The sequence below is a fragment of the Lentzea sp. NPDC051213 genome (assembly GCF_044455585.1).
Taxonomy (GTDB): domain Bacteria; phylum Actinomycetota; class Actinomycetes; order Mycobacteriales; family Pseudonocardiaceae; genus Lentzea.
Map to the genome: position 1 here is coordinate 444818 of NZ_JBITEX010000002.1, position 19346 is coordinate 464163.

At 69.7% G+C, this 19346-nt stretch carries 14 protein-coding genes; 9 read left to right on the forward strand and 5 right to left on the reverse strand.

Translation table 11 applies throughout. The features are described 5' to 3' along the window. The 5 genes from ACIA8G_RS08845 (at position 1) to ACIA8G_RS08865 (ending at position 6363) form a co-directional block, all read left to right on the forward strand. The gene (locus tag ACIA8G_RS08845; RefSeq protein WP_396417766.1) at positions 1–528 is read left to right on the forward strand and encodes a potassium-transporting ATPase subunit C; all 528 of its coding nucleotides are present in this window, start codon (positions 1–3) and stop codon (positions 526–528) included. Next, the gene (locus ACIA8G_RS08850; protein ID WP_396417767.1) at positions 506–3028 is read left to right on the forward strand and encodes a DUF4118 domain-containing protein; all 2523 of its coding nucleotides are present in this window, start codon (positions 506–508) and stop codon (positions 3026–3028) included. Before ACIA8G_RS08845 ends, ACIA8G_RS08850 begins: the two co-directional genes overlap by 23 nt. After that, complete coding sequence (locus ACIA8G_RS08855; protein ID WP_396417768.1) at positions 3025–3702, forward strand: response regulator; 678 nt, start codon at positions 3025–3027, stop codon at positions 3700–3702. Before ACIA8G_RS08850 ends, ACIA8G_RS08855 begins: the two co-directional genes overlap by 4 nt. Before the next feature lie 145 nt (positions 3703–3847). After that, the gene (locus ACIA8G_RS08860) at positions 3848–4762 is read left to right on the forward strand and encodes a glycoside hydrolase family 16 protein (RefSeq protein WP_396417769.1); all 915 of its coding nucleotides are present in this window, start codon (positions 3848–3850) and stop codon (positions 4760–4762) included. A gap of 74 nt (positions 4763–4836) precedes the next feature. Continuing rightward, positions 4837–6363 carry an amidohydrolase family protein gene (locus ACIA8G_RS08865; protein WP_396417770.1) on the forward strand — a complete coding sequence of 509 codons (1527 nt, stop codon included), beginning with the start codon at positions 4837–4839 and terminating at the stop codon, positions 6361–6363. A 60-nt stretch (positions 6364–6423) separates the two neighbouring features. Here the strand turns inward: ACIA8G_RS08865 and ACIA8G_RS08870 are convergent, their stop codons facing one another. After that, positions 6424–7224, reverse strand: a complete 801-nt coding sequence (locus tag ACIA8G_RS08870; RefSeq protein ID WP_396417771.1) for a hypothetical protein — start codon at positions 7222–7224, stop codon at positions 6424–6426. 92 nt (positions 7225–7316) lie between these two features. Next, complete coding sequence (locus ACIA8G_RS08875) at positions 7317–8033, reverse strand: spermidine synthase (protein WP_396417772.1); 717 nt, start codon at positions 8031–8033, stop codon at positions 7317–7319. A gap of 115 nt (positions 8034–8148) precedes the next feature. Between ACIA8G_RS08875 and ACIA8G_RS08880 the strand changes: the two genes are divergently transcribed. Both ACIA8G_RS08880 and ACIA8G_RS08885 read left to right on the forward strand, forming a co-directional pair. Then, complete coding sequence (locus ACIA8G_RS08880; protein ID WP_396417773.1) at positions 8149–9258, forward strand: hypothetical protein; 1110 nt, start codon at positions 8149–8151, stop codon at positions 9256–9258. Then, the gene (locus ACIA8G_RS08885; RefSeq protein ID WP_396417774.1) at positions 9255–9626 is read left to right on the forward strand and encodes a hypothetical protein; all 372 of its coding nucleotides are present in this window, start codon (positions 9255–9257) and stop codon (positions 9624–9626) included. Before ACIA8G_RS08880 ends, ACIA8G_RS08885 begins: the two co-directional genes overlap by 4 nt. On the opposite strand, the gene ACIA8G_RS08890 is transcribed toward ACIA8G_RS08885, so the two are convergent. Both ACIA8G_RS08890 and ACIA8G_RS08895 read right to left on the reverse strand, forming a co-directional pair. Beyond that, positions 9627–10604, reverse strand: a complete 978-nt coding sequence (locus ACIA8G_RS08890) for a hypothetical protein (protein WP_396417775.1) — start codon at positions 10602–10604, stop codon at positions 9627–9629. Then, positions 10601–11098: a SigE family RNA polymerase sigma factor gene (locus ACIA8G_RS08895; protein WP_396417776.1), complete on the reverse strand. Its 498-nt coding sequence runs from the start codon at positions 11096–11098 to the stop codon at positions 10601–10603. The genes ACIA8G_RS08890 and ACIA8G_RS08895 overlap by 4 nt, the downstream gene beginning before the upstream one ends. Before the next feature lie 140 nt (positions 11099–11238). Here ACIA8G_RS08895 and ACIA8G_RS08900 point away from each other — a divergent pair, with 140 nt between their 5' ends. Beyond that, positions 11239–12495, forward strand: coding sequence for a cation:proton antiporter (locus ACIA8G_RS08900; protein ID WP_396417777.1), 1257 nt, complete (start codon positions 11239–11241; stop codon positions 12493–12495). Here ACIA8G_RS08900 and ACIA8G_RS08905 read toward each other — a convergent pair. Then, a complete protein-coding gene (locus ACIA8G_RS08905; protein ID WP_396417778.1) occupies positions 12487–12912 on the reverse strand; it encodes a GNAT family N-acetyltransferase in 426 nt (141 codons plus the stop codon). The two genes, ACIA8G_RS08900 and ACIA8G_RS08905, sit on opposite strands and share 9 nt — an antisense overlap. 246 nt (positions 12913–13158) lie before the next feature. Between ACIA8G_RS08905 and ACIA8G_RS08910 the strand changes: the two genes are divergently transcribed. Then, complete coding sequence (locus tag ACIA8G_RS08910; RefSeq protein WP_396417779.1) at positions 13159–19197, forward strand: RHS repeat-associated core domain-containing protein; 6039 nt, start codon at positions 13159–13161, stop codon at positions 19195–19197. The last annotated feature ends 149 nt before the right edge of the window (positions 19198–19346 follow it).

A 19346-nucleotide genomic window follows, 5' to 3' on the forward strand; every position in this document is an offset into this window, starting at 1 on the left:
ATGGCGAACTTTCTGAAGCAGTCGTGGGCAGGACTTCGCATCCTGCTGGCGCTGACGGTGTTGCTGGGCGTGCTGTACCCGCTGGCGGTGTGGGGTGTGTCCCGCCTGCCTGGGTTGCACGCCAACGCCGAGGCCCAGGACACCACTCTCGTTGCTGTGACGAGGGAAGGTGACAAGTACTTCGTGCCGCGGCCGTCCGCCGCGACGCTGCCCGCGTCCGGTGGCTCGAACAAGGGCGAGCGCAACGAGGACTACACCAAGGTGATCGACGAGCGCCGCACCGCCGTGGCGCAACGCGAGGGCGTGCCGGAGAACCAGGTGCCAGAGGACGCCGTCACCGCGTCGGCGTCCGGTCTCGACCCGCACATCAGCCCGGAGTACGCGGCGTTGCAGGTGCCCCGTGTGGCGCGCGCGTCCGGGCTTTCCGTGGAGAAGGTGCGCGAACTGGTCGCGGCGAACACCGGTGGCACCTTCACCACCACCGTCAACGTGACGGCGTTGAACCGTGCCATCGACGCCTCCAGTTGACGGTCGCCGGGGTGAGCTGAGGATCTACCTCGGCGCCGCTCCCGGCGTCGGCAAGACCTTCGCCATGCTGGGCGAGGCTCGCCGGCGCCGGGAGCGCGGCACCGACGTGGTCGCGGGCCTCGTCGAGACCCACGGCCGGGAGAAGACGGCCGCCCTGCTCGAAGGCCTGGAAGTGGTGCCGCGCAAGGTGATGCGGCACCGCGACCTCGACGTCACCGAGATGGACGTGGACGCGATCCTCGCGCGTGAACCCGAGGTCGCGGTGATCGACGAGCTCGCGCACACCAACGTGCCGGGCTCGCGCAACGAGAAGCGCTGGCAGGACGTCGAGGAGCTGCTCGACGCGGGCATCGACGTCCTGTCCACCGTGAACGTCCAGCACCTCGAGTCGCTGAACGACGTGGTGGAACGGATCACCGGTGTGCGGCAACGGGAAACCGTGCCGGACGAGGTGGTCCGCCGCGCCGAGCAGGTCGAGCTGGTCGACCTCACGCCCGAGGCACTGCGACGGAGGCTGGCGCACGGCAACGTCTACCAGGCGCACCGCATCGATGCCGCGCTGGGCAACTACTTCCGGCTCGGCAACCTGACGGCGTTGCGCGAGCTGGCGCTGCTGTGGGTGGCGGACCAGGTCGACGTGGCGTTGCAGCGGTACCGCAGTGAGAAGGAGATCACCGACACCTGGGAGACCAGGGAACGGGTCGTCGCCGCGATCACCGGCGGACCGGAGAGCGAGACGTTGATCCGCAGGGCCCGTCGGATCGCGGTGCGGGCCGGTGCGGAGCTCCTCGTCGTGCACGTGATGCGCGGCGACGGGCTGACCGGTGTGACACCCGAGCACATCGCGCGGTCGCGCAAGACCACCGAGGACGTCGGTGCCTCCTTCCATTCGGTCGTCGGAGACGACGTGCCGACGGCGTTGCTGGAGTTCGCCCGCGGGGTGAACGCGACCCAGCTGGTCCTGGGCACGTCGCGCAGGTCGCGGATGGCCCGGGCGTTCGACGAGGGCATCGGCGCGGCCGTGGTGCAGGAGTCCGGTGCGATCGACGTGCACATGGTCACGCACGACGAGGCGCGGCGCGGCCTGCGGTGGAAGGTCGGCACCGACCCGTTGTCGTTGCGGCGCAGGCTGACCGGCTGGGGGCTCGCGCTGGTGCTGCCGGTGGTCGTGACGGCGCTGGGCATGCTGTGGCGGGACGAGGTCGACTACTCGACGGACCTGGTCGCGTTCCTGCTGGTGACGTGCGTGGTGGCGATCGCGGGCGGGCTGGGGCCGGCGTTGGTCTGCGCGTTCTTCGGTGCGGGGCTGCTGAACTACTTCTTCACCGAGCCGTACTACAGCCTGGCCGTGAACAGCCCGGAGAACGTGATCACGCTGGCGGCAATGGTGGTGGTCGCGACCGCGGTGGCGCTGACGGTCGACCGGGCGGCGCGGCTGGGCGAGCAGGGCGCACGGGCCCGCACGGAGGCGGCGTTGCTGGCCTCGTACGCGCGGACGGTGCTGACCTCGCCGTACCCGCTGGCGCGGTTGCTGGAGAAGATCCGGGAGAACTTCGGCCTGGAGTCCGTGGCGCTGCTGGAACGCCGGGGCGGGGCCTGGGAACGCGTCGCCTGCGTCGGGCCGCGGCCGTGCGACGAACCGGACGAGGCCGACGCGGACGTGCCGGTCACGTCCGACATCCACCTGGCCCTGCGCGGCCGGGTGCTGCCCGCGAGCGACCAGCGGGTGCTGGAGGCGGCTGCCGGGCAGGCGCTGATGGCGTTGCGGCAGCAGCGAATGGCCGACGAGGCGCGGTCGGCCCAGCGCAAGGTGGAGACGACCGAGCTGCGGACGGCGCTGCTGTCCGCGGTGGGGCACGACCTGCGGACGCCGTTGACCTCGATCAAGGCCGCGATCGGCAGCCTGCGGGATGCTTCGCTGCCGCTGTCCTCTCAGGACGTTGCCGAGCTCATGGCGACGGTGGAGGAATCGGCGGACCGGCTGACCGGGCTGGTCGACAACCTGCTGGACTCCTCGCGGCTCGCCACCGGTTCGGTGGAACCCGTGCTGCGGCCGGTCAGCTACTACGAGGCCGTCGCGAAAGCGTTGGCAGGACTGGACGAACGGCACGCCGTCTCGGTGGCGGTCGACGAACACCTGCCACCGGTGCTGGCCGATCTGGGTCTGCTGGAACGGGTCGTGGCCAACGTCGTGGACAACGCGTTGCGGCACGGCAGATCCGATGAGCAGGTCGCGATCCGGGCCAGCGCGTACGGATCGCAGGTCGAGCTGCGGATCGTCGATCACGGCCGCGGCCTGCCGAAGAAGTCCGGGAGCAAGGTTTTCACGCCCTTCCAACGACTTGGTGACCGCGACGCCACTCCCGGCGTCGGGCTGGGGCTGAGCGTCGCGAAGGGTTTCACCGCCGCGATGGGCGGTGAGATCAGCGCGGAGGACACCCCGGGCGGCGGACTCACCGTTGTCATTTCGCTGCCCGCATACGAAGAGAGCACCCGATGACGTCAGTCCTGGTGGTCGATGACGAACCGCAGATCGTCCGCGCGTTGAGGATCAACCTCAGCGCGCGGGGATACGACGTGATGACGGCCTACGACGGCAGATCCGCGCTGGGCGTGGCGGTCGAGGGCAAGCCGGACGTGGTCGTGCTGGACCTCGGGCTGCCCGACATCGACGGCGTGGACGTGATCGCCGGCCTGCGCGGCTGGTCGACGATCCCGATCATCGTGCTGTCCGCCCGCACCGACTCGGCCGCGAAGGTCGAGGCGCTCGACGCGGGCGCCGACGACTACGTGACCAAACCGTTCGGCATGGACGAGCTGCTGGCCCGGCTGCGCGCGGCGGTGCGGCGGGGCCTGACGCGGGACGTGGGCGATCCGATCGTCGAGACGTCGTCGTTCGTCGTGGATCTGGCGACGAAGAAGGTGCGGCGCGGGCTGGGGGAGGTCCACCTGACGCCGACCGAGTGGGGTCTGGTGGAGATCCTGGCGCGCAATCCTGGGCGGCTCGTGTCGCAGAAACAGCTGCTCCAGGAGGTGTGGGGGCCGATGCACGTCAACGAGTCGCAGTACCTGCGGGTGTACTTCGCGCAGCTGCGGCGCAAGCTGGAGGACGACCCCGCACACCCCCGGCACCTGATCACCGAGCCCGGCATGGGGTACCGCCTGGAGCTCTGAGGCGTTGACGAAAGTGCCATGAGAGCGCTTCCATAGACCTCTGTCGCCGCACTGGACCTGGCCGAGCACACGCCCTGGTGCCTCCGGCGGAACGCCCTGCATGAACCGTTTGCGCGCTCACGACACTGACAGAGAGGTCAACATCGTGGCTCGAAAACTCCGGTATGCCCTGCTGGGATTGTTGCTGGTCATCCCACTGTCCGGCGTCGCGCAGGCCGCGGTGCCGCCGACCCCGCCAGGCTGGACGCTCGCCTGGTCGGACGACTTCAACGGCGCCAACAACACCGCGCCCAACGCGAACAACTGGATCGTCGACACCGGCCACAGCTACCCCGGCGGCCCCGGCAACTGGGGCACGGGCGAGATCCAGCGCTACACCAACGACCGCAACAACCTGCGCCTCGACGGCACCGGCAACCTGCGGATCATCCCGTGGCGCGCGGCCAACGGCGAGTGGACGTCGGGTCGCATCGAGACCCGCCGGTCGAACTTCAAGGCACCCGCGGGCGGCGTGCTGCGCATCGAGGGCCGCATCCAGATGCCGAACATCACCGGCTCCGGCGCGCTGGGCTACTGGCCGGCGTTCTGGGCGCTGGGCTCGCCCTACCGCGGCAACTACTGGAACTGGCCGAGCATCGGTGAGTTCGACATCATGGAGAACGTCAACGGCATCAACAGCGTCTGGGGTGTGCTGCACTGCGGCGTGAACCCCGGCGGCCCGTGCAACGAGACGAACGGCATCGGCGCCTCGCGGGCGTGTCCCGGCAGCCAGTGCCCCGGCAACTTCCACACCTACCGCTTCGAGTGGGACCGCTCGGTCAGCCCGAACCAGCTGCGCTGGTACGTCGACGGCCAGCAGTACCACACGGTGCGGCAGAACCAGATGGACGCGACGAGCTGGAACAACATGACGTCGCACCAGGGCTACTTCATCCTGCTGAACGTGGCGATGGGTGGCGCGTTCCCCAACGCGCTGGCCGGTCGGGGCACTCCGGTGCCGGAGACGACGCCGGGCCGGTCGATGGCCGTCGACTACGTGGCGGTGTGGACCCGGCCCTGAGGCTGTCCCCACTGCTTCACCTCTCCCAAGTCGTTAGTGTCGAGATCAGACACACTTCGGGGGAAGGTGGAGCAGTGGGGGATCTGGCGCGCCGGGACGTGTTGTCCTGGCTGGGGAAAGGTGCTCTCGGGGCGGTCGCGCTGGGTGCCGCCGGGCCGACCGCCGCAGAGGCTGCGGGGGAGGTGGCCGCGGAGCAACCAGCCCCTGCGGCCGGCATCACGGCGTTGGTGGGCGCGACGCTCATCGACGGCACGGGCAGGCCGCCTGTTCACAACGCCACGGTGGTCCTCGCCGGTGACCGCATCATCGCCGCCGGCCGCCACCGCGAGATTCCGCGAGGCGTGCGCGTGATCGACGTCGCCGGGAAGTACGTGATCCCGGGCCTGTGGGACCTGCACACCCACTCGACTTTCTTCGAGTCGACCATGCCGGCGTTGCACGTCGTGCAGGGCGTCACCGGCATCCGCGAGATGTGGGGCCTGCCCGAGACGCACGACACGCGGCGGCGCATCGAGTCCGGCGAGGTGCTGGGCCCGCGGATGGTGATCGCGAGCGCGGTCGTCGACGGGCCCGCCGCGATCTGGCCCGGCGCGGACATCGTGCGCTCGCCCGCGGAGGCCCGTGCCGCGGTCCGCAGAGCCAGGGACGAGGGTGCGGACTTCGTCAAGGTCTACTCGTTCCTGTCACCGGAGTGCCACGCGGCCATCGCCGACGAGTCACGCCGGCTGCGGATCCCGTTCGCCGGACACGTTCCCGCGCGGGTGCCGCTGCAGGACGCACTGGCGCAGCACACCCACGAACACCTCTACAACATCTTCACGTCCACTTCGGACAACGCCGACGAGCTGTACGCGCGGCTGCGGAGCCTGCCCGACGACCCGGCCGACCCGAACTGGTGGGGCAGGCACGCCGGTCGCATCGAACGAGCCGCCGTCGCCACGCACTCACCGGCTCGTGCCGAGGCGTTGTTCGCCGAGATGGTCAAGCGCGGGACGTGGCAGTCGCCGACGCTGTTCGTCGAACGGAACCTGTCCCGCTCGCCCGTGGACGTCCAGAACGACCCGGTGGCGCTCGACCGGCTCCGCTACATCCCGGTCGACCTGCGCGAGCAGTGGCAGGCGATCATGTCGGGCCGACCGGCACGCACACCGGAGGAAGTGGCAGAGGCGCTGAAGTTCGGCGACGCGCGCATGCGTTTGCTCCGCGAGATGCACGAGGCGGGCGTCGGCATCGTGGCGGGAACCGACGCGGGTTTCGCTTACGTGTTCCCGGGCTTTTCGCTGCACGACGAGCTCGCACTGCTCGTGCGCGCCGGGTTGTCACCGATGGCGGCCCTGCGGTCGGCGACCATCGAGGCGGCGCGGTGCGTCGGTCTCGCCCACGAGTCGGGCACGGTCACGCCGGGCAAGCAGGCGGACCTGGTCGTGCTGGACGCGGACCCGTTGGCGGACATCAGGAACGTCAGCCGCATCCACGCCGTCGTCACCCGCGGCCGTTATCTCGGGCCCGCCGACCGGACCAGGGTGCTCGCGGAGATCGAGGAGGCCGCACAGGAACCGGTCGAGGCACCGGCGACCCCGCTGGGGTGTTGCGCGCACTGAGGTTCTACTCCCAGACGGGTGACCTGAACGGTGATGGTGGTGCCGTCCAGCACGGAGGTTCTACTCCCACACGGTGACCTGGCCCGTGATCGTGGTGCCGTCCAGCGCGACGACCTCGATCAGGAAGATCCGGCCGCCGGGCGTCTTCCCGCACACCCGGCTGCCGATGATCAGGTGCTCCGCGTCCCTCGTCGCCCGCTTCACGAGGTCGGCGGCGCACTCGGCCTGTCCCGGCGCGCCGTCACCGATCCACTCCGCCAGCTCGTAGGTGTCGTCGCCGTGCAGGCGGTTCTGGGGCATCCGCCAGACGTTCATGCCGGGCATGTCGCGTGGCTGCGCGAGATCCAGGTGAAAGCTGCCGAACTGCAACGCACCGCTGAACCGGACACCGGCGCCCGAGGGCGGGGGAGTGGCCGCGGCGCGGACCGTCGTCGGCTGCGGAGGCGGGGGAGGGATCACGACCGTGGCATTGCCGGACGGGCGCGGGGTCGGGGCGCCCGGCACCGGACGGGTGACACCGGGGACCGCCGGCCGGATCGGTGTGCCGGCCGAGGAGACGGGTGACGACGGTGTGCCGGTCTCCGCGGGTGCCGACGAGGCCACCGCCGCGGGCGTCTGGTTCACCGGCTCGTCCGGTGACGGTGACATCAGCACCACCGCGGCCGGCGTCAGGGCGCCGACCACGGCAGCCGCGGAGATGGCCAGATACACCTTGCGCGACAAGGGCTTCCGGGGCGGGTTCAGGTGGAACTCGCCGATCGATCCCGCCTGGATCGAGGTGCCGCTGACGTCGCCGTCGATGTCGTTGTCGGTCGTCTGGTCCTCTCCAGACGGCACGGCGGTGCGATCCGAGTGCTTCAAGACTGGCCCCTGTTTGCCGGCTGCGGTGTGTTGGTACGTGGCAGATCGGCGGGCCGTGGATCGATGTTACGGGTACGAACGAATTGTGTTGTTCAGCGGCGCTTGGCGAGATAGACCGTGTTGGTGGAGTCGATGTCCTGCAGGGGGTTGGCAAAGCTGACCACTTCGGCCCTGACGTCGGCGAAGACCGACGCGAGCGTGGCGGTGAACTCCTCGTCCGGCGGGTCGTTGGACCACAGTGCGAACACGCCGCCCGGACTCAGCAGCCCGGCCAGCCGCTGCAGCCCCTCGAGCTCGTAGAAGTCGGCGTTCGTGGGGTGCAGCAGGTGCCTCGGCGAGTGGTCGATGTCGACGATGATGGCGTCGAAGTGCCTGCCAGGGGTCTCCGCGTCGAAGCCCTGCCCGGAGCGGACCATGGCGAAGAAGTCACCGTGGACCAGGCGGCACCGCGGGTCGGCCGCCAGTGCCTTCCCCGCGGGGATGAGGCCCTGCTGGTGCCACTCGATCACCTCGCCGAGGGCGTCCACGACCAGCAACGACTCGATGTCCGGGTCCTCCAGCACGGTGTGCGCCGTGTACCCGAGCCCGAGGCCGCCGACGACCACGTGCAGAGGGCCCCGCGGCACCTCCGCGAGCGCGAGGCGGGCCAGTTCGACCTCGGCGACGGTGAACATGCTCGACATCAGGAACTCGTCGTTGAGCTTGATCTCGTGGATTTCCTTGCCGCTGCTGGGATCGAGCCGCCGGCGCAGGGTGAGTTCACCCAGCGGCGTCTGACGCCAGTCGAGCTCCTGGAAACGGGCACTCATGTGTTGGTCAGCTCCGCGGCGGTGGTGGGGACGGCGAGGTCACAGTGTGCCCGTGTTGGCGCGCCGCTGCTGCAAACGCATCACACGTCCGTGAGCCATGCACCATGATGGCGGCGTGAACGGCTTCCAAGTGGTCCCCGACTCGATACTCAGCCTGGCCCTGCTGGTGGGGCGGGCGGACAAGGCGGCCGACCTCTTCATAGGGCAGTTCAACCACGACCTGAAGTCCGGCGGGGGCGCGTTCGGCCTGATCAGCGAGCCGCTCGGGAAGCTGCGCGAGCAGGCTCTCACGAACACCACGAAGGCACGGGACCTCGCGCACTCCTCGTCGCTGGAGCTGTTCGCGACCTACCACTGGTACCGCGGCAAGGAGCAGGAGGTGCTGGCCGACCTGGACAGCAAGCTCCCGGAGGTCGTCGCGAAGTACCAGGACGAGTACGGACTGCCCGACCGGATCGCCACCGAGAGCTACGACGACGTGCAGGACGCCTCCGACCCGCTCGGCACCGGGAACCTGTACCGAGGTCCGGGGTCTCCGGACTTCGACGAGGCACTGCGTCGTGACCAGTGGCCGGTGGACTGGGAGAACAAGCTCGGCGAGATGGGCGACAAGATCGCGATCAGCGGCATCGCGCGGGCCATCATGAACAAGCTGGCCGGGTTCGACCTGCTGGCGAAGCTGGGGCTGCTCATCAGCGGCGACTGGCCGGGGATCTACCGGGAAAGCTTGGTGTTCACGCACACCGCGAAGGCGTTCGAGCACATCAACCTCAACATCCGCCGCGGCCGGTTCGCGATCCAGGACGAGTGGGAGGGCAACGCGGCGGCCGGAGCGAAGAACTGGCTGGAGGCGTACGCAAAGTCCTGCGCCGCGCACAGCGAGTTCCTCGAGGACGTGGCGCGGAAGACCGAGCGGCTGGCGAAGGCGGCCTACCACCAGTTCTCCGTGATCGACACGGTGCTCGACACGTTGATCGACTCGCTCGCGGACGCGCCGGTCGTGCTGCAGCTGCCGCTCTTCGGCAACCTGTTCGACAGTGCCGAAGGCGCAGGCGACATCTTCCGGGCGATCCTCGCGGTGATCAACGAGCTCACCGGCCTGATCGACCTGTTCTGGGCGCTGGCCCACGAGTTCTCCGCCACCATGGCGGTCCTCATGGGCCAGGGCTCCCTGGTGGCCGGCTCATGGCCGAGCCTCGCCTACGACCACCCGCAGGCGTCATGAACCCCTACGACACCCCCGCGGCGCAGCAGGCACGGCTGCGGATGTACGAGCACCTGGCCACGCACGGCACCGGCCCGCTGGCCGACTTCGCCAAGGAGGTCGTGGCCGGGCGCCGCCGACCGGCGGACGTCCTGAAGGAGAACTGGATCCTCGAGCAGGACGTGGACGCGCTGTCCGCCGAGATCGACCGGTTCCACGCGCTGCCCGAGGAGGAGCGGACGGTCACCTACGACGAGGCGATGGCGCAGCTGGAAGCCCTCTTCGCCCGGATCAACGCGGCTGAGGACACGACGCCGGAACCGCGCTCGCGGCCATCAGATGACAATGGCGATGACGAGCGCGGTCCCTTCCTCTCCGACGCCTGGTGATCACGCGTAAATCACCATGTTCCAGTCACCCGTGGTGCGTTCGGGGATCACGGTGATCTTGACGAGCTGTCCCTTCGAGAGCTGGAGCCCGTCGATGCCCTTCTCCCACTCGTAGCGCCCGACCTGCCCACCGAGCACGTTGTAGCCCCAGTGCGTCACGTCGATGACCACGACGTCGTTGACGAGAACTCGTAGCCTGCCGGGCGTGTTCATGTGCGCCAGCATCCAGTTGGTGCCAGGCCACTCCGCGGTGATCTCCTTCTTCCCGGCCGGGTCCGAGGGTTCGGACCGCAGTTCGATCACCGGGTCCCCCATGTTCGGGGGCAACGGAGCCAGCGTCTGCGGGCGCGGCGGGAACGGGTACTCGCTCACCGGCACCGCCTCGCCGACACCAAGGGCGAACGTGCCGCTCGCTGGCAGCGGAAGCACGGACGGGGGGCCGGACTGGGACTCGCCCTGCTCGCCGGGCACGGTCAGCGTGATGACGGACAGCTGTCCCGGCACGATGTCGTACGCGTGCCAGTCCGTGCTGGTCCCGCCACCACCGCCGCCGCAGGTGTTGTTCTCCACGAACGGCTTGCCGTTGACCGTGATGGTCATGAGCAGCTGCCGGTACTTCCCCGGCACTGTGACGTCGCACTTGGTGAACAGCACGAGGTCCAACGACTTCGGCACGAACCGCACGGTGACGCTGGTCGACGGCAGATCGCCCCAGGCCTGGGTGATGAGCCGGGTGCCCTGCTGGTACTCCGGCAGGCTGCGCGTCGGCACCGCGGGTTCGGGCAGCCGGTCCGGGCGGGGGAGCACCGCGTAGACGATGCCGACGAGCGCGAGCACCACGCAGGCGGCGCCTACGACCGCACGCCGCCGCCGGACGGCCGACACCCTCGCCCGCACGCCCGCCATCCGTGCCTCGTGGGAGGAATCGGCGAGCTCGGCGCGGTCGCGCAGCACCTCGGTGAGGTCGGTCAGGTTCATCGCCGCACCCCTTCGAACGTGGTGATCGTGTCGTCGAGCCGCAGCTTGGCGAGCGCCTTGCTCGCCTGGCTCTTGACCGTGCCAACGGAACAGCCGAGCAGCTCGGCCACCTGTGGCTCGGTGAGGTCCTCGTAGAACCGCAGCACCAGCACGGTGCGCTGCTTGCGCGGCAACCGGCCGAGCGCCTGCCAGAGCCACTCGCGCTCGTCCACCGCGTTCTGCGGGGACTCGCCCGGTCGTTCCGGCAGCTCACCGGTCTGTTCCTCACCTCTCCACCGGCGCCGCCACCAGGTGGCGTGGGTGTTCACGATGATCCGCCGCACGTACGGTTCCGGATCGCCCACGACGCGATGCCAGGCCCGCCAGGCCCGCGCCAAGGCCGTTTGCAGCAGGTCTTCCGCGTGCCCCGCGTCCCGCGTGAGCAGAAAAGCCGTCCGCAGCAGCCGTGGCGACGCCTCCGCCACGAACTCCTCGAACCCCTCAGGTGAACGCACCACTTCACGGCCTTTCGACTCAGTCCGTCACTGCATCTACCAGTCGGGGTGCACGAATGGTTGCCTGTCCGCGGAAATTCGCCGACCGGGAAAACCGGACCTCCGCACGTCCTCTTTGGACCCCTTGGCAGGATGAGCGGATGAACTCGCTGCTGCTGGCCGCCGCGTTCGCCATGCTCGTCCGCTCGCTGGGTGCGGCCAGGCTGGACCGGTGGCTCCTCGGCGCGCCGCTGGTGATGGTGCTGGCGGGCGTCGTGGTCGGGCTGTTCAACGAGAACGCCATCGCCGAAGGCCTGAACACCGAGTCGGTGCAGCTCGCCGCGGAGATCATCCTCGCGGTCCTGCTGTTCGTCGACGCCACCGAGGTGCGCGCGGGCCGGCTGTGGGGTGCCTACCCCGGTCTCGTCGCCAGGGTGCTGCTCATCGCCATGCCGCTGAGTCTCGGGCTGGCCGCGGTGCTGGGCTGGCTGCTGTTCCCCACCCTGCCGTGGGCGGTGCTGGTGCTGGTCGCGTGCGTGACCGTGCCGACCGACTTCGCCCCGGCGGAACGGGTGGTCCGCGACCCGGTGCTGTCGGTGCGGGTGCGCGGCACGCTGAACGTCGAGAGCGGCTACAACGACGGACTCGTCTCGCCACTGTTCCTCTTCGCGCTGATCCTGGCCGGTGACCACTCCCAGGACCGCACGCCGCTCGAGGCGCTGGGGACGGTGCTGCCGTTCGCGGTCAAGGCCCTCGTCGCCGGCGTCGTGATCGGCACCCTGCTCGGGTGGCTGATGGACCGCGCGCACCAGGCGGGCTGGGTGACCGACCAGTCCGCCCGCGTCGCCGTGCTGCTGGCGCCACTGCTGACCTACACGGCGACCGTCGCCATCGACGGCAACGGCTTCGTCGCCTCCTTCGTCTGCGGCATCGCGTTCCGCTACGTGCACCGGCTTCTCAAGGCCCGCCGGGTCCACAAGGGACGGGCCGAGGCGCGCACCGACGCGTTGAACACGGATCTTCACCTGCTGGAGGACGTCACCGGCCTGCTGACGATGACCATGTGGTTCGTCGTCGGCATCGCCGCCGTCCTCATCTTCTACCTGGGCGTCTCCTGGCAGGAGGTGCTCTTCTGCGCCGCGGTCCTCACCGTCGTCCGGCTCGTGCCGGTGCTGCTCGCCCTGCTCGGCTCCAGGACGTCGGGCCGTGAACGCCTGCTCGTCGGCGCGCTGGGACCGCGGGGCACGACCACGATCGTGTTCGGGCTGCTGGCCTTCAACCGGCTGCCGGAAGGGACCGCCGCCGACACGATCCTGACCATCACCGTGGTCTGCGTGCTGGGCAGCGTGGCGTTGCACGGCGTAGGCGCCGGCCCGGTGGCGACGCTGCTGAGCAGGCGGAACGAGGCGTCACGGTAGCCGCTTGCCGAAGTGGAACGCGGGGATGACGTAGCCGGAGCTCAGGTAGAGCCGGTGCGCGTCGTGCCGGTGCGTGCCGGAGTCCAGGTGGACCTCCCCGCAGCCGAGCCGGCGGGCTTCCTCGTCGACCCACTTCAGCAGGGCACCGGCGTGGCCCTGCTGACGCGCCGACGGGAGCGTGCTCAGGTCGTCGATGTAGAGGTGCGGCCCGGTGTAGAGGTTCGTGATGTGGCGGAATCCCGCCACCGCGGCGACTCGTCCGGTCGCGTCGAAGGAGGCGACCAGGCGGTAGCCCTCCTTGCGCTGGGTGCGCACCGCCTCGACGAAGGCCTGCTCCGAGGTGAGGTGCGGGCGGAGTTCGCGGACCGCGTCGTAGGCCAGCGCGGTGTTCTCGTCGTCCAGTTCGGTGATGGTCATGCCGATGATGTTCGACGACCAAGTGGCCTCTAAGAAGGCCCAGTTCACGCCTAATCCAAGAGGCCACTTGCGGCCGCTGCAAGCGCATTGAAAGGCCTCCTGGCTAGCTTCCGCCCAATGGTCGCCAGCACCTTGGAGGGGTAAGTGTCTGGGCGGAGATCGCAACACTGGGGGAAACGTTCTGGCTGGTCCCGGCATCTGGCCGGGGCATTGGCGCTGACACTCGCCGTGTCGCTCGCGGAGCCGATGACGGCCCTCGCGGCGGCGGCGGGGGCAGCGCCGGCGGGCAGCGGTGAGACGGCGCTGATGCGCCCGGACGAGGCGGCCGCGCGGATCACGGCGCGCGTGACCGGCAAGCGGGTCGAGGTCGTGAACGCGCGGGAGGAGACGTCGCAGACGTTCGCGAACCCGGACGGCACGCTGACGAACGAGGTGTCCGCGCGGCCCGCACGGGTGCGCAGGCCGGACGGCTCGTGGGTGGTGGCCGATCCCGGGCTGGAGGTAGGCGACGACGGCGTGCTGGCGCCGCGCGCGACCACGGTGGGAATGCGGTTCTCCACCGGGACCGGGCCACTGGCCACGATCAGCGACGGCGACCGGTCGGTGTCGGTGTCCTGGCCGCACGCGTTGCCGAAGCCGAAGATCGACGGCAACACCGCGACCTACCCGGAGGTGCTGCCAGGGGTCGACCTGCGCGTCCTCGCCGACGTGGACGGGTACTCGCAGGTGCTCGTCGTCAAGACCAGGGACGCCGCGAAGAACCCGAAGCTGGCGGCGTTGCGGTTCGCCGTCGCGCAGAAGGGTGTGACGACGAAGGCGGACGAGCAGGGCAATCTCCAGGCGGTGGACGCGCAGGGCACTGCAGTGTTCACCGGCGCCGCGCCGTCGATGTGGGACTCGTCGGCCACCGCGGCCACCGAGGACCGGTCGGTCGCCACGCGGTCGAAGGGGCCGGGGACCGCGCGCAAGCAGGCGAAGATGCGCACGACCGTGACGAAGGACGCGCTGGAGGTCGTGCCGGACGCCGGTGTGATCGCTGATCCGGCCACGGAGTTCCCGCTCTTCATCGACCCTGGGTTCACCTCGTCGAAGGCGGGCTGGACGCTGATCTGGAACGGCAACGCCGACCAGTCGTACTGGAACTCCGCGGACGTGGCGAAGGTCGGTACGCCCAACGCCGGCACCTACAAGATGCGCTCGTTCTTCCTGATGAACACGAACGGGTTGCAGCGCAAGCAGATCCTGTCGGCGACCTTCACCGCGCAGCAGCTGAGCGCCACCTCGTGCACGCCCACCCCGGTCGAGCTGTGGGCCACCGGCGGCGTCGGGCCCGGCACGACGTGGAACAACTCGCCCTTCATGCAGACGCTGATCACCACGCAGAACACGGCGAAGGGGTTCTCCTCCGCCTGCCCGGCGGGCGCCGTCTCGTTCCCGGTGACCACGGCACTGCAGACCGCGGTCAACGGCAACGCGTCCGTGTTCTACCTCGGCCTGAAGGCGCAGAACGAAACGCTTACGCCGCAGTGGAAGACGTTCGCCAACAACCCGACCATGTCGGTCACCTACAACACGATCCCCAGCCAGCCCAACTACTTCTCGATCAACCCGTGCTACACGGCGTGCGGGGTGCACCCGTCCCCGATCGGGGACGCGCGCCCGACCTTCAAGGCGCGTTCCGTCGATCCTGACGCGGGGCAGAAGCTCCGGCTGGACTTCGAGGTCCTCTCGGGCTCGACGGTCGTGCAGCGCGGCTCGACGGGCTGGGGTACGACGGGCCAGATCCTGTCCTGGCGGGCGAATGCCGGCCTGACGGCGGGCGCCACCTACGGCGTGCACGTGCGTGCGTTCGACGGCACGAGCTACGGCCCCTGGTCCTCGGCTCCGACCTTCGTCATCGACACCGCGAAACCCGCCAACGCGGTGGTGTCCTCGACCGACTACCCGGCGGGCCAGTGGTCGAAGTCCGGTGGTGAGGCGGGCACGTTCACGTTCACCGCACCCTCCGCCGATCTGGGCGGGTTCGCGTACGGGCTCGACCAGCCGGTGCCGACCGGTGACGTGAAGTCGGCGAACGGCTCCGCCTCGGTGAGCCTGTCGCCCGCAGAGGGACCGCACACGCTCTACGTGCGCGCGAAAGACAAGGCGGGCAACGCCAGCGCCGTCGTGACCGAGTACAAGTTCTCGGTCGGCAAGGGTGCCGTCACCAACCCGTCGCCCGGCGACGTGACCGCGGGCGGTACCGGCGTCGAACTGAGTGCACCGACGGACATCACGGGTGTCACGCCGCAGTGGCGCCGGGGTGACGCCGACACCTGGACCGACATTCCCGCGGGCGACGTGTCACGGGCGGAAGGTGGCGGCACCGTCACCTGGCCGGTGGCGCGTTCGGGCGCGGACTTCCCGAAGCTCAACTGGGACCTCGCGAAGACCCTGAACAACGCCGAGGAGGGCGACGAACCGCTGGACGGGCCCACGCAGTTCCGTGCGGCGTTCAGCGGCGGGCAGGGCGGCTTCTCCGGACCGGTGCGGTTCACCCTGGACCGCGATCTGGGCTCGGCCGCGGACGAGGGTGTCGGACCGGGTTCGGTCAACCTCGTCACCGGCAACCTGTCCCTGTCGAACACCGACGTCTCGGCCAAGGCCTACGGGTCGGATCTGACGGTGTCGCGCTCCTTTGCCACCCGTGACGCGGGACGGTCCGACGGCACCGGCATGTTCGGTGCCGGCTGGACGTCGGGCATCACGGTCGAGGACGTCGGCGGTGTCTACACAGGACTGACCGCCACCGGTTCCCTGGTGCAGGTCGCCACCGTCGACGCTGGGACGATCGGGTTCACCAAGAACGCCAACGGGAGCTATACGCCCGAACCGGGCGCCGAGGACCTGAAGCTGACGTACCAGGCGAGTTCGTCCACCTATGCGCTCGCCGACGACGAGGGCACGGTGGTGACCTTCGCCAAGTCGACGGGTTCGGCGGTGTTCCGGCCCGCCTCGGTGACGACGCCCGGCAACGACCAGGCGACCACGTACGCGTGGGAAACCGTTGTGGTGAACGGCAAGCAGGTCACCCGGCCGACCAGGGTGCTCGCCCCGGTCCCGGCGGGCGTCACGTGCACCGCGCTGGTGCGTGGTTGCCGTGCGCTGACTATCCAGTACGCCGGTGCCGGCACGACCCTGCCCGGTGAGGGTGCGACCGGGGACTACCCGAACCGGGTCAGGTCCGTCTCGTTCACCGCGTGGGATCCCGACGCGACGCCGCCGGCGATGCGGACGATCGAGCTCGCGCGATACGCCTACGACCGCGACGGCAGGCTCCGCGAGGCGTGGGAGCCGCGACTGGACCGCACCGAGAACGGCGTGGTCAAGCACTTCGGCGTCGCCTACCAGTACAACGGCGACGGGATCGTCAGCGAGATCCGGCCCGGCGGGCAGGAACCGTGGCAGCTGTCGTACACGACCGTGCCCGGTGACTCCGGCACGGGCAGGCTCGCGCAGGTGAGCCGCTCCGCGCTGGCCGCGGGCACGGCCCGGACCACCGTGGTCTACCGCGTGCCGGCCTCGGGCAACGGTGCCCCGTACGACCTGTCGGACGGGCAGACCAGGCGCTGGGCGCAGAACGAGGCGCCGGTCGGTGCCACGGCGGTGTTCCCGGCGAGCCAGGTGCCGGACGGCAACCAGGCCACTGGCACGCTGCCGTCCGGCTGGGGCCATGCGTCGGTGATCTACTTCGACGCCAACGGCCGTGCGGTGAACAACGCCGAGCCGGGCGGTGCGATCGACGCGACGGAGTACGACCGGTTCGGCAACACCGTCCGAACCCTGACCGCGTCGAACAGGGTGCGGGCCCTGGACTCCGGTGACAGCGACGACGCCGCCACCGAGGCGGGTCTCGCCCGGGCGTTGTCCACTGTGGACGTCGCGTCCGCGGACGGCTCCACCGCGCTGGAGACGTTCGGTCCCGAGCAGGAGATCGCGCTGCGGGACGGTTCCCACGTCACCGGCCGTGCGCACACCAGGTTCACCTACGACGAGGGCGCTCCGGCATCGGCCGAGCCGTTCGGCCTGGTGACCACCCAGATCGAGTCGGTGCGGCTGACCGATGGCACCGACACCGACGCGCGAACCACCAAGACGACCTACGACTGGACGTTGCGCGCGCCGCTCACGGTCACCGAGGACGCGGGCGGGCTGAACCTGACCACCCGCACCGGGTACGACCCGGCCACGGGACTGGTGGTCGCCACAACGACTCCTGGTGGTGGCTCAGCCGACAACACCCCGTCGACGAGGACGACGGCCTACTACTCGGCCGGCGCGCACGCCACGTTCGCGGAGTGCGGCAACCGCCCGGAGTGGGCGAACCTGCCCTGCCGGACCGGTCACGGCGGTCAGCCCGCGGCAGGGCAGCCCCTGCTCGCGACGGTGATGACCTACGACATCCACCACCGGGCCCGGACGGCCGTGGAGAAGAACCCGGCGGGCGCGGTGCAGCGCACGCGGACGGTCAACTACGACTCGGCGGGACGTCCGGAGACCGTGACCGTCACCGGTGCGTCCGGTGAGCCGGTTCCTGTCACGAAGTTCGTCTACGACAAGGACTCCGGGAATCCGGTGGAGACCCAGAGCCTGGCCGCGGACGGCTCGGTGACGGCACGGATCAAGCGCACCTTCGACCAGCTGGGCAGGCTGACCTCGTACACCGACGCGGACGGCGTCGTCGCGACCGCCACCTACGACCTGCTCTCGCGGCCCGCGACCACCGACGACGGAAAGGGCAACCGCACCAACACCTACGACGCCCGCGGCCTGCTCACCAAGGTGGTCGACTCGCAGGCGGGCACGTTCACCGCCGCCTACGATCCCGACGGCGAACTGGTGAAGCAGACGCTGCCGAACGGGATCGAGGCGCTGACGTCCGTCGACGCCGGCGGCACACCCACCGGCCTGACCTACCTCAAGCCGGGGTGCGGCCAGGACGACTGCACGCTGCTGTCCGACGTAGCTGTGCGGACCGTGCACGGTCAGGTGGCGGAACGCGACTCGTCGTTGTCCGCCCAGGACTACACCTACGACGGTGCGGGCCGGCTGACGTCGGTCCAGGACGAGGTGGAGGGCCAGTGCACCACGCGGCAGTACGCGTTCTCGGCCGCCACCAACAGGACCGGGCTCAGCAGTTTCGCGCCGGGCGATGAAGGGGCCTGCCAGGCCACGTCCGGTGCGTCGACGAAGAACTGGACCTACGACGCCGCCGACCGCGTCACCACCGCGGGCTACGTGCACGACGTGCTCGGCCGGGCCACCACCGTGCCCGCCGCCGACACGGACTCTCCGGCGGCAGGCGACCTGACCGCGACCTACCACGTCAGCGACCTGGTCCGTTCGCTCAGCCAGGGCGGCCAGACCACGACGTACACGCTCGACGTCAACCCACGCCGCGTGCGGTCGTGGACCGGCGGGACCGGCACCGTGCGCAGGCACCACTACTCGGGCGACACCGACAACCCGTCGTGGACCGACGAGGGCGGCGGCCTGCACACCCGCAACATCGCCGGCATCGACGGCACGCTGGGTGCGGTCTACCGCAGCGAGGTCGCCCAGGCGGTGTTCCAGCTGGCCAACCTGCACGGTGACGTCGTGGCGACCGCCGCGGCGAACATGACCGCGGAGCCCGGGCTGCTGTCCACCCAGGATTACACCGAGTACGGCGTGGAGCGGGAGCAGAACGGGCAGCGGTACGGCTGGCTGGGCGGGCACCAGCGGGCGTCTGACACCCCTGGTGGGGTGAGTTTGATGGGCGTTCGGCTCTACAACCCGGCCACTGCGCGGTTCCTGCAGGTCGATCCCGTTTACGGCGGCAACGCCAACGATTACGAGTACTGCGCGGGCGACGGTGTGAACTGCACCGACCTGTCCGGTGAGGCGAATGACTTCAGCTGCTGGCGGAACTACCGCTATTACAAGAAGACGTGGCTGTACCGCCAGTGGAAGAGCAAGATCACCTGCAAGCTCACTCACCGCCTCGTGGAGCGGATCAGCAGGTCGGTGGCGTTCATGGGGGCGGTGGCCGGATTCGTCTCCACGGTCTTGACCGCGGGACTCGGGATCATCCTCGCGGCGACTGTGACACTCGTGTTCGCCGCCATCGCGTTCAAGATCGATGACTCTTACAAGTGGAACTGCTCGAGGCAGAAGGGCGTGTACATCTACTACTGGTCGACCATCCGCCGCTGGAGGAGCGGCATCTGGACGAACGTGTCCTGGGGCCGGTTCGGGTGCGTTTGATGAAGTGAGCATCGGTGCCCGGTCCCGCTCGGCGGGGCCGGGCACCGGCGCACGTGACGACACTCACCGCCGCTACCGGGCAAAACCCGCTACCGTGCCCCGAACATCACAGATGCAAAGGCCTCCGCAAAACGCAACCGCCGCTCGAA

Bases quoted from the DNA above. Each gene is read 5' to 3' on its own strand.
- ACIA8G_RS08845 (WP_396417766.1), top strand. From the start codon at position 1: ATGGCGAACTTTCTGAAGCAGTCGTGGGCAGGACTTCGCATCCTGCTG.
- ACIA8G_RS08910 (WP_396417779.1), top strand. From the start codon at position 13,159: ATGACGGCCCTCGCGGCGGCGGCGGGGGCAGCGCCGGCGGGCAGCGGT.
- ACIA8G_RS08905 (WP_396417778.1), bottom strand. From the start codon at position 12,912: ATGACCATCACCGAACTGGACGACGAGAACACCGCGCTGGCCTACGAC.
- ACIA8G_RS08875 (WP_396417772.1), bottom strand. From the start codon at position 8,033: ATGAGTGCCCGTTTCCAGGAGCTCGACTGGCGTCAGACGCCGCTGGGT.
- ACIA8G_RS08885 (WP_396417774.1), top strand. From the start codon at position 9,255: ATGAACCCCTACGACACCCCCGCGGCGCAGCAGGCACGGCTGCGGATG.
- ACIA8G_RS08855 (WP_396417768.1), top strand. From the start codon at position 3,025: ATGACGTCAGTCCTGGTGGTCGATGACGAACCGCAGATCGTCCGCGCG.
- ACIA8G_RS08900 (WP_396417777.1), top strand. From the start codon at position 11,239: ATGAACTCGCTGCTGCTGGCCGCCGCGTTCGCCATGCTCGTCCGCTCG.
- ACIA8G_RS08890 (WP_396417775.1), bottom strand. From the start codon at position 10,604: ATGAACCTGACCGACCTCACCGAGGTGCTGCGCGACCGCGCCGAGCTC.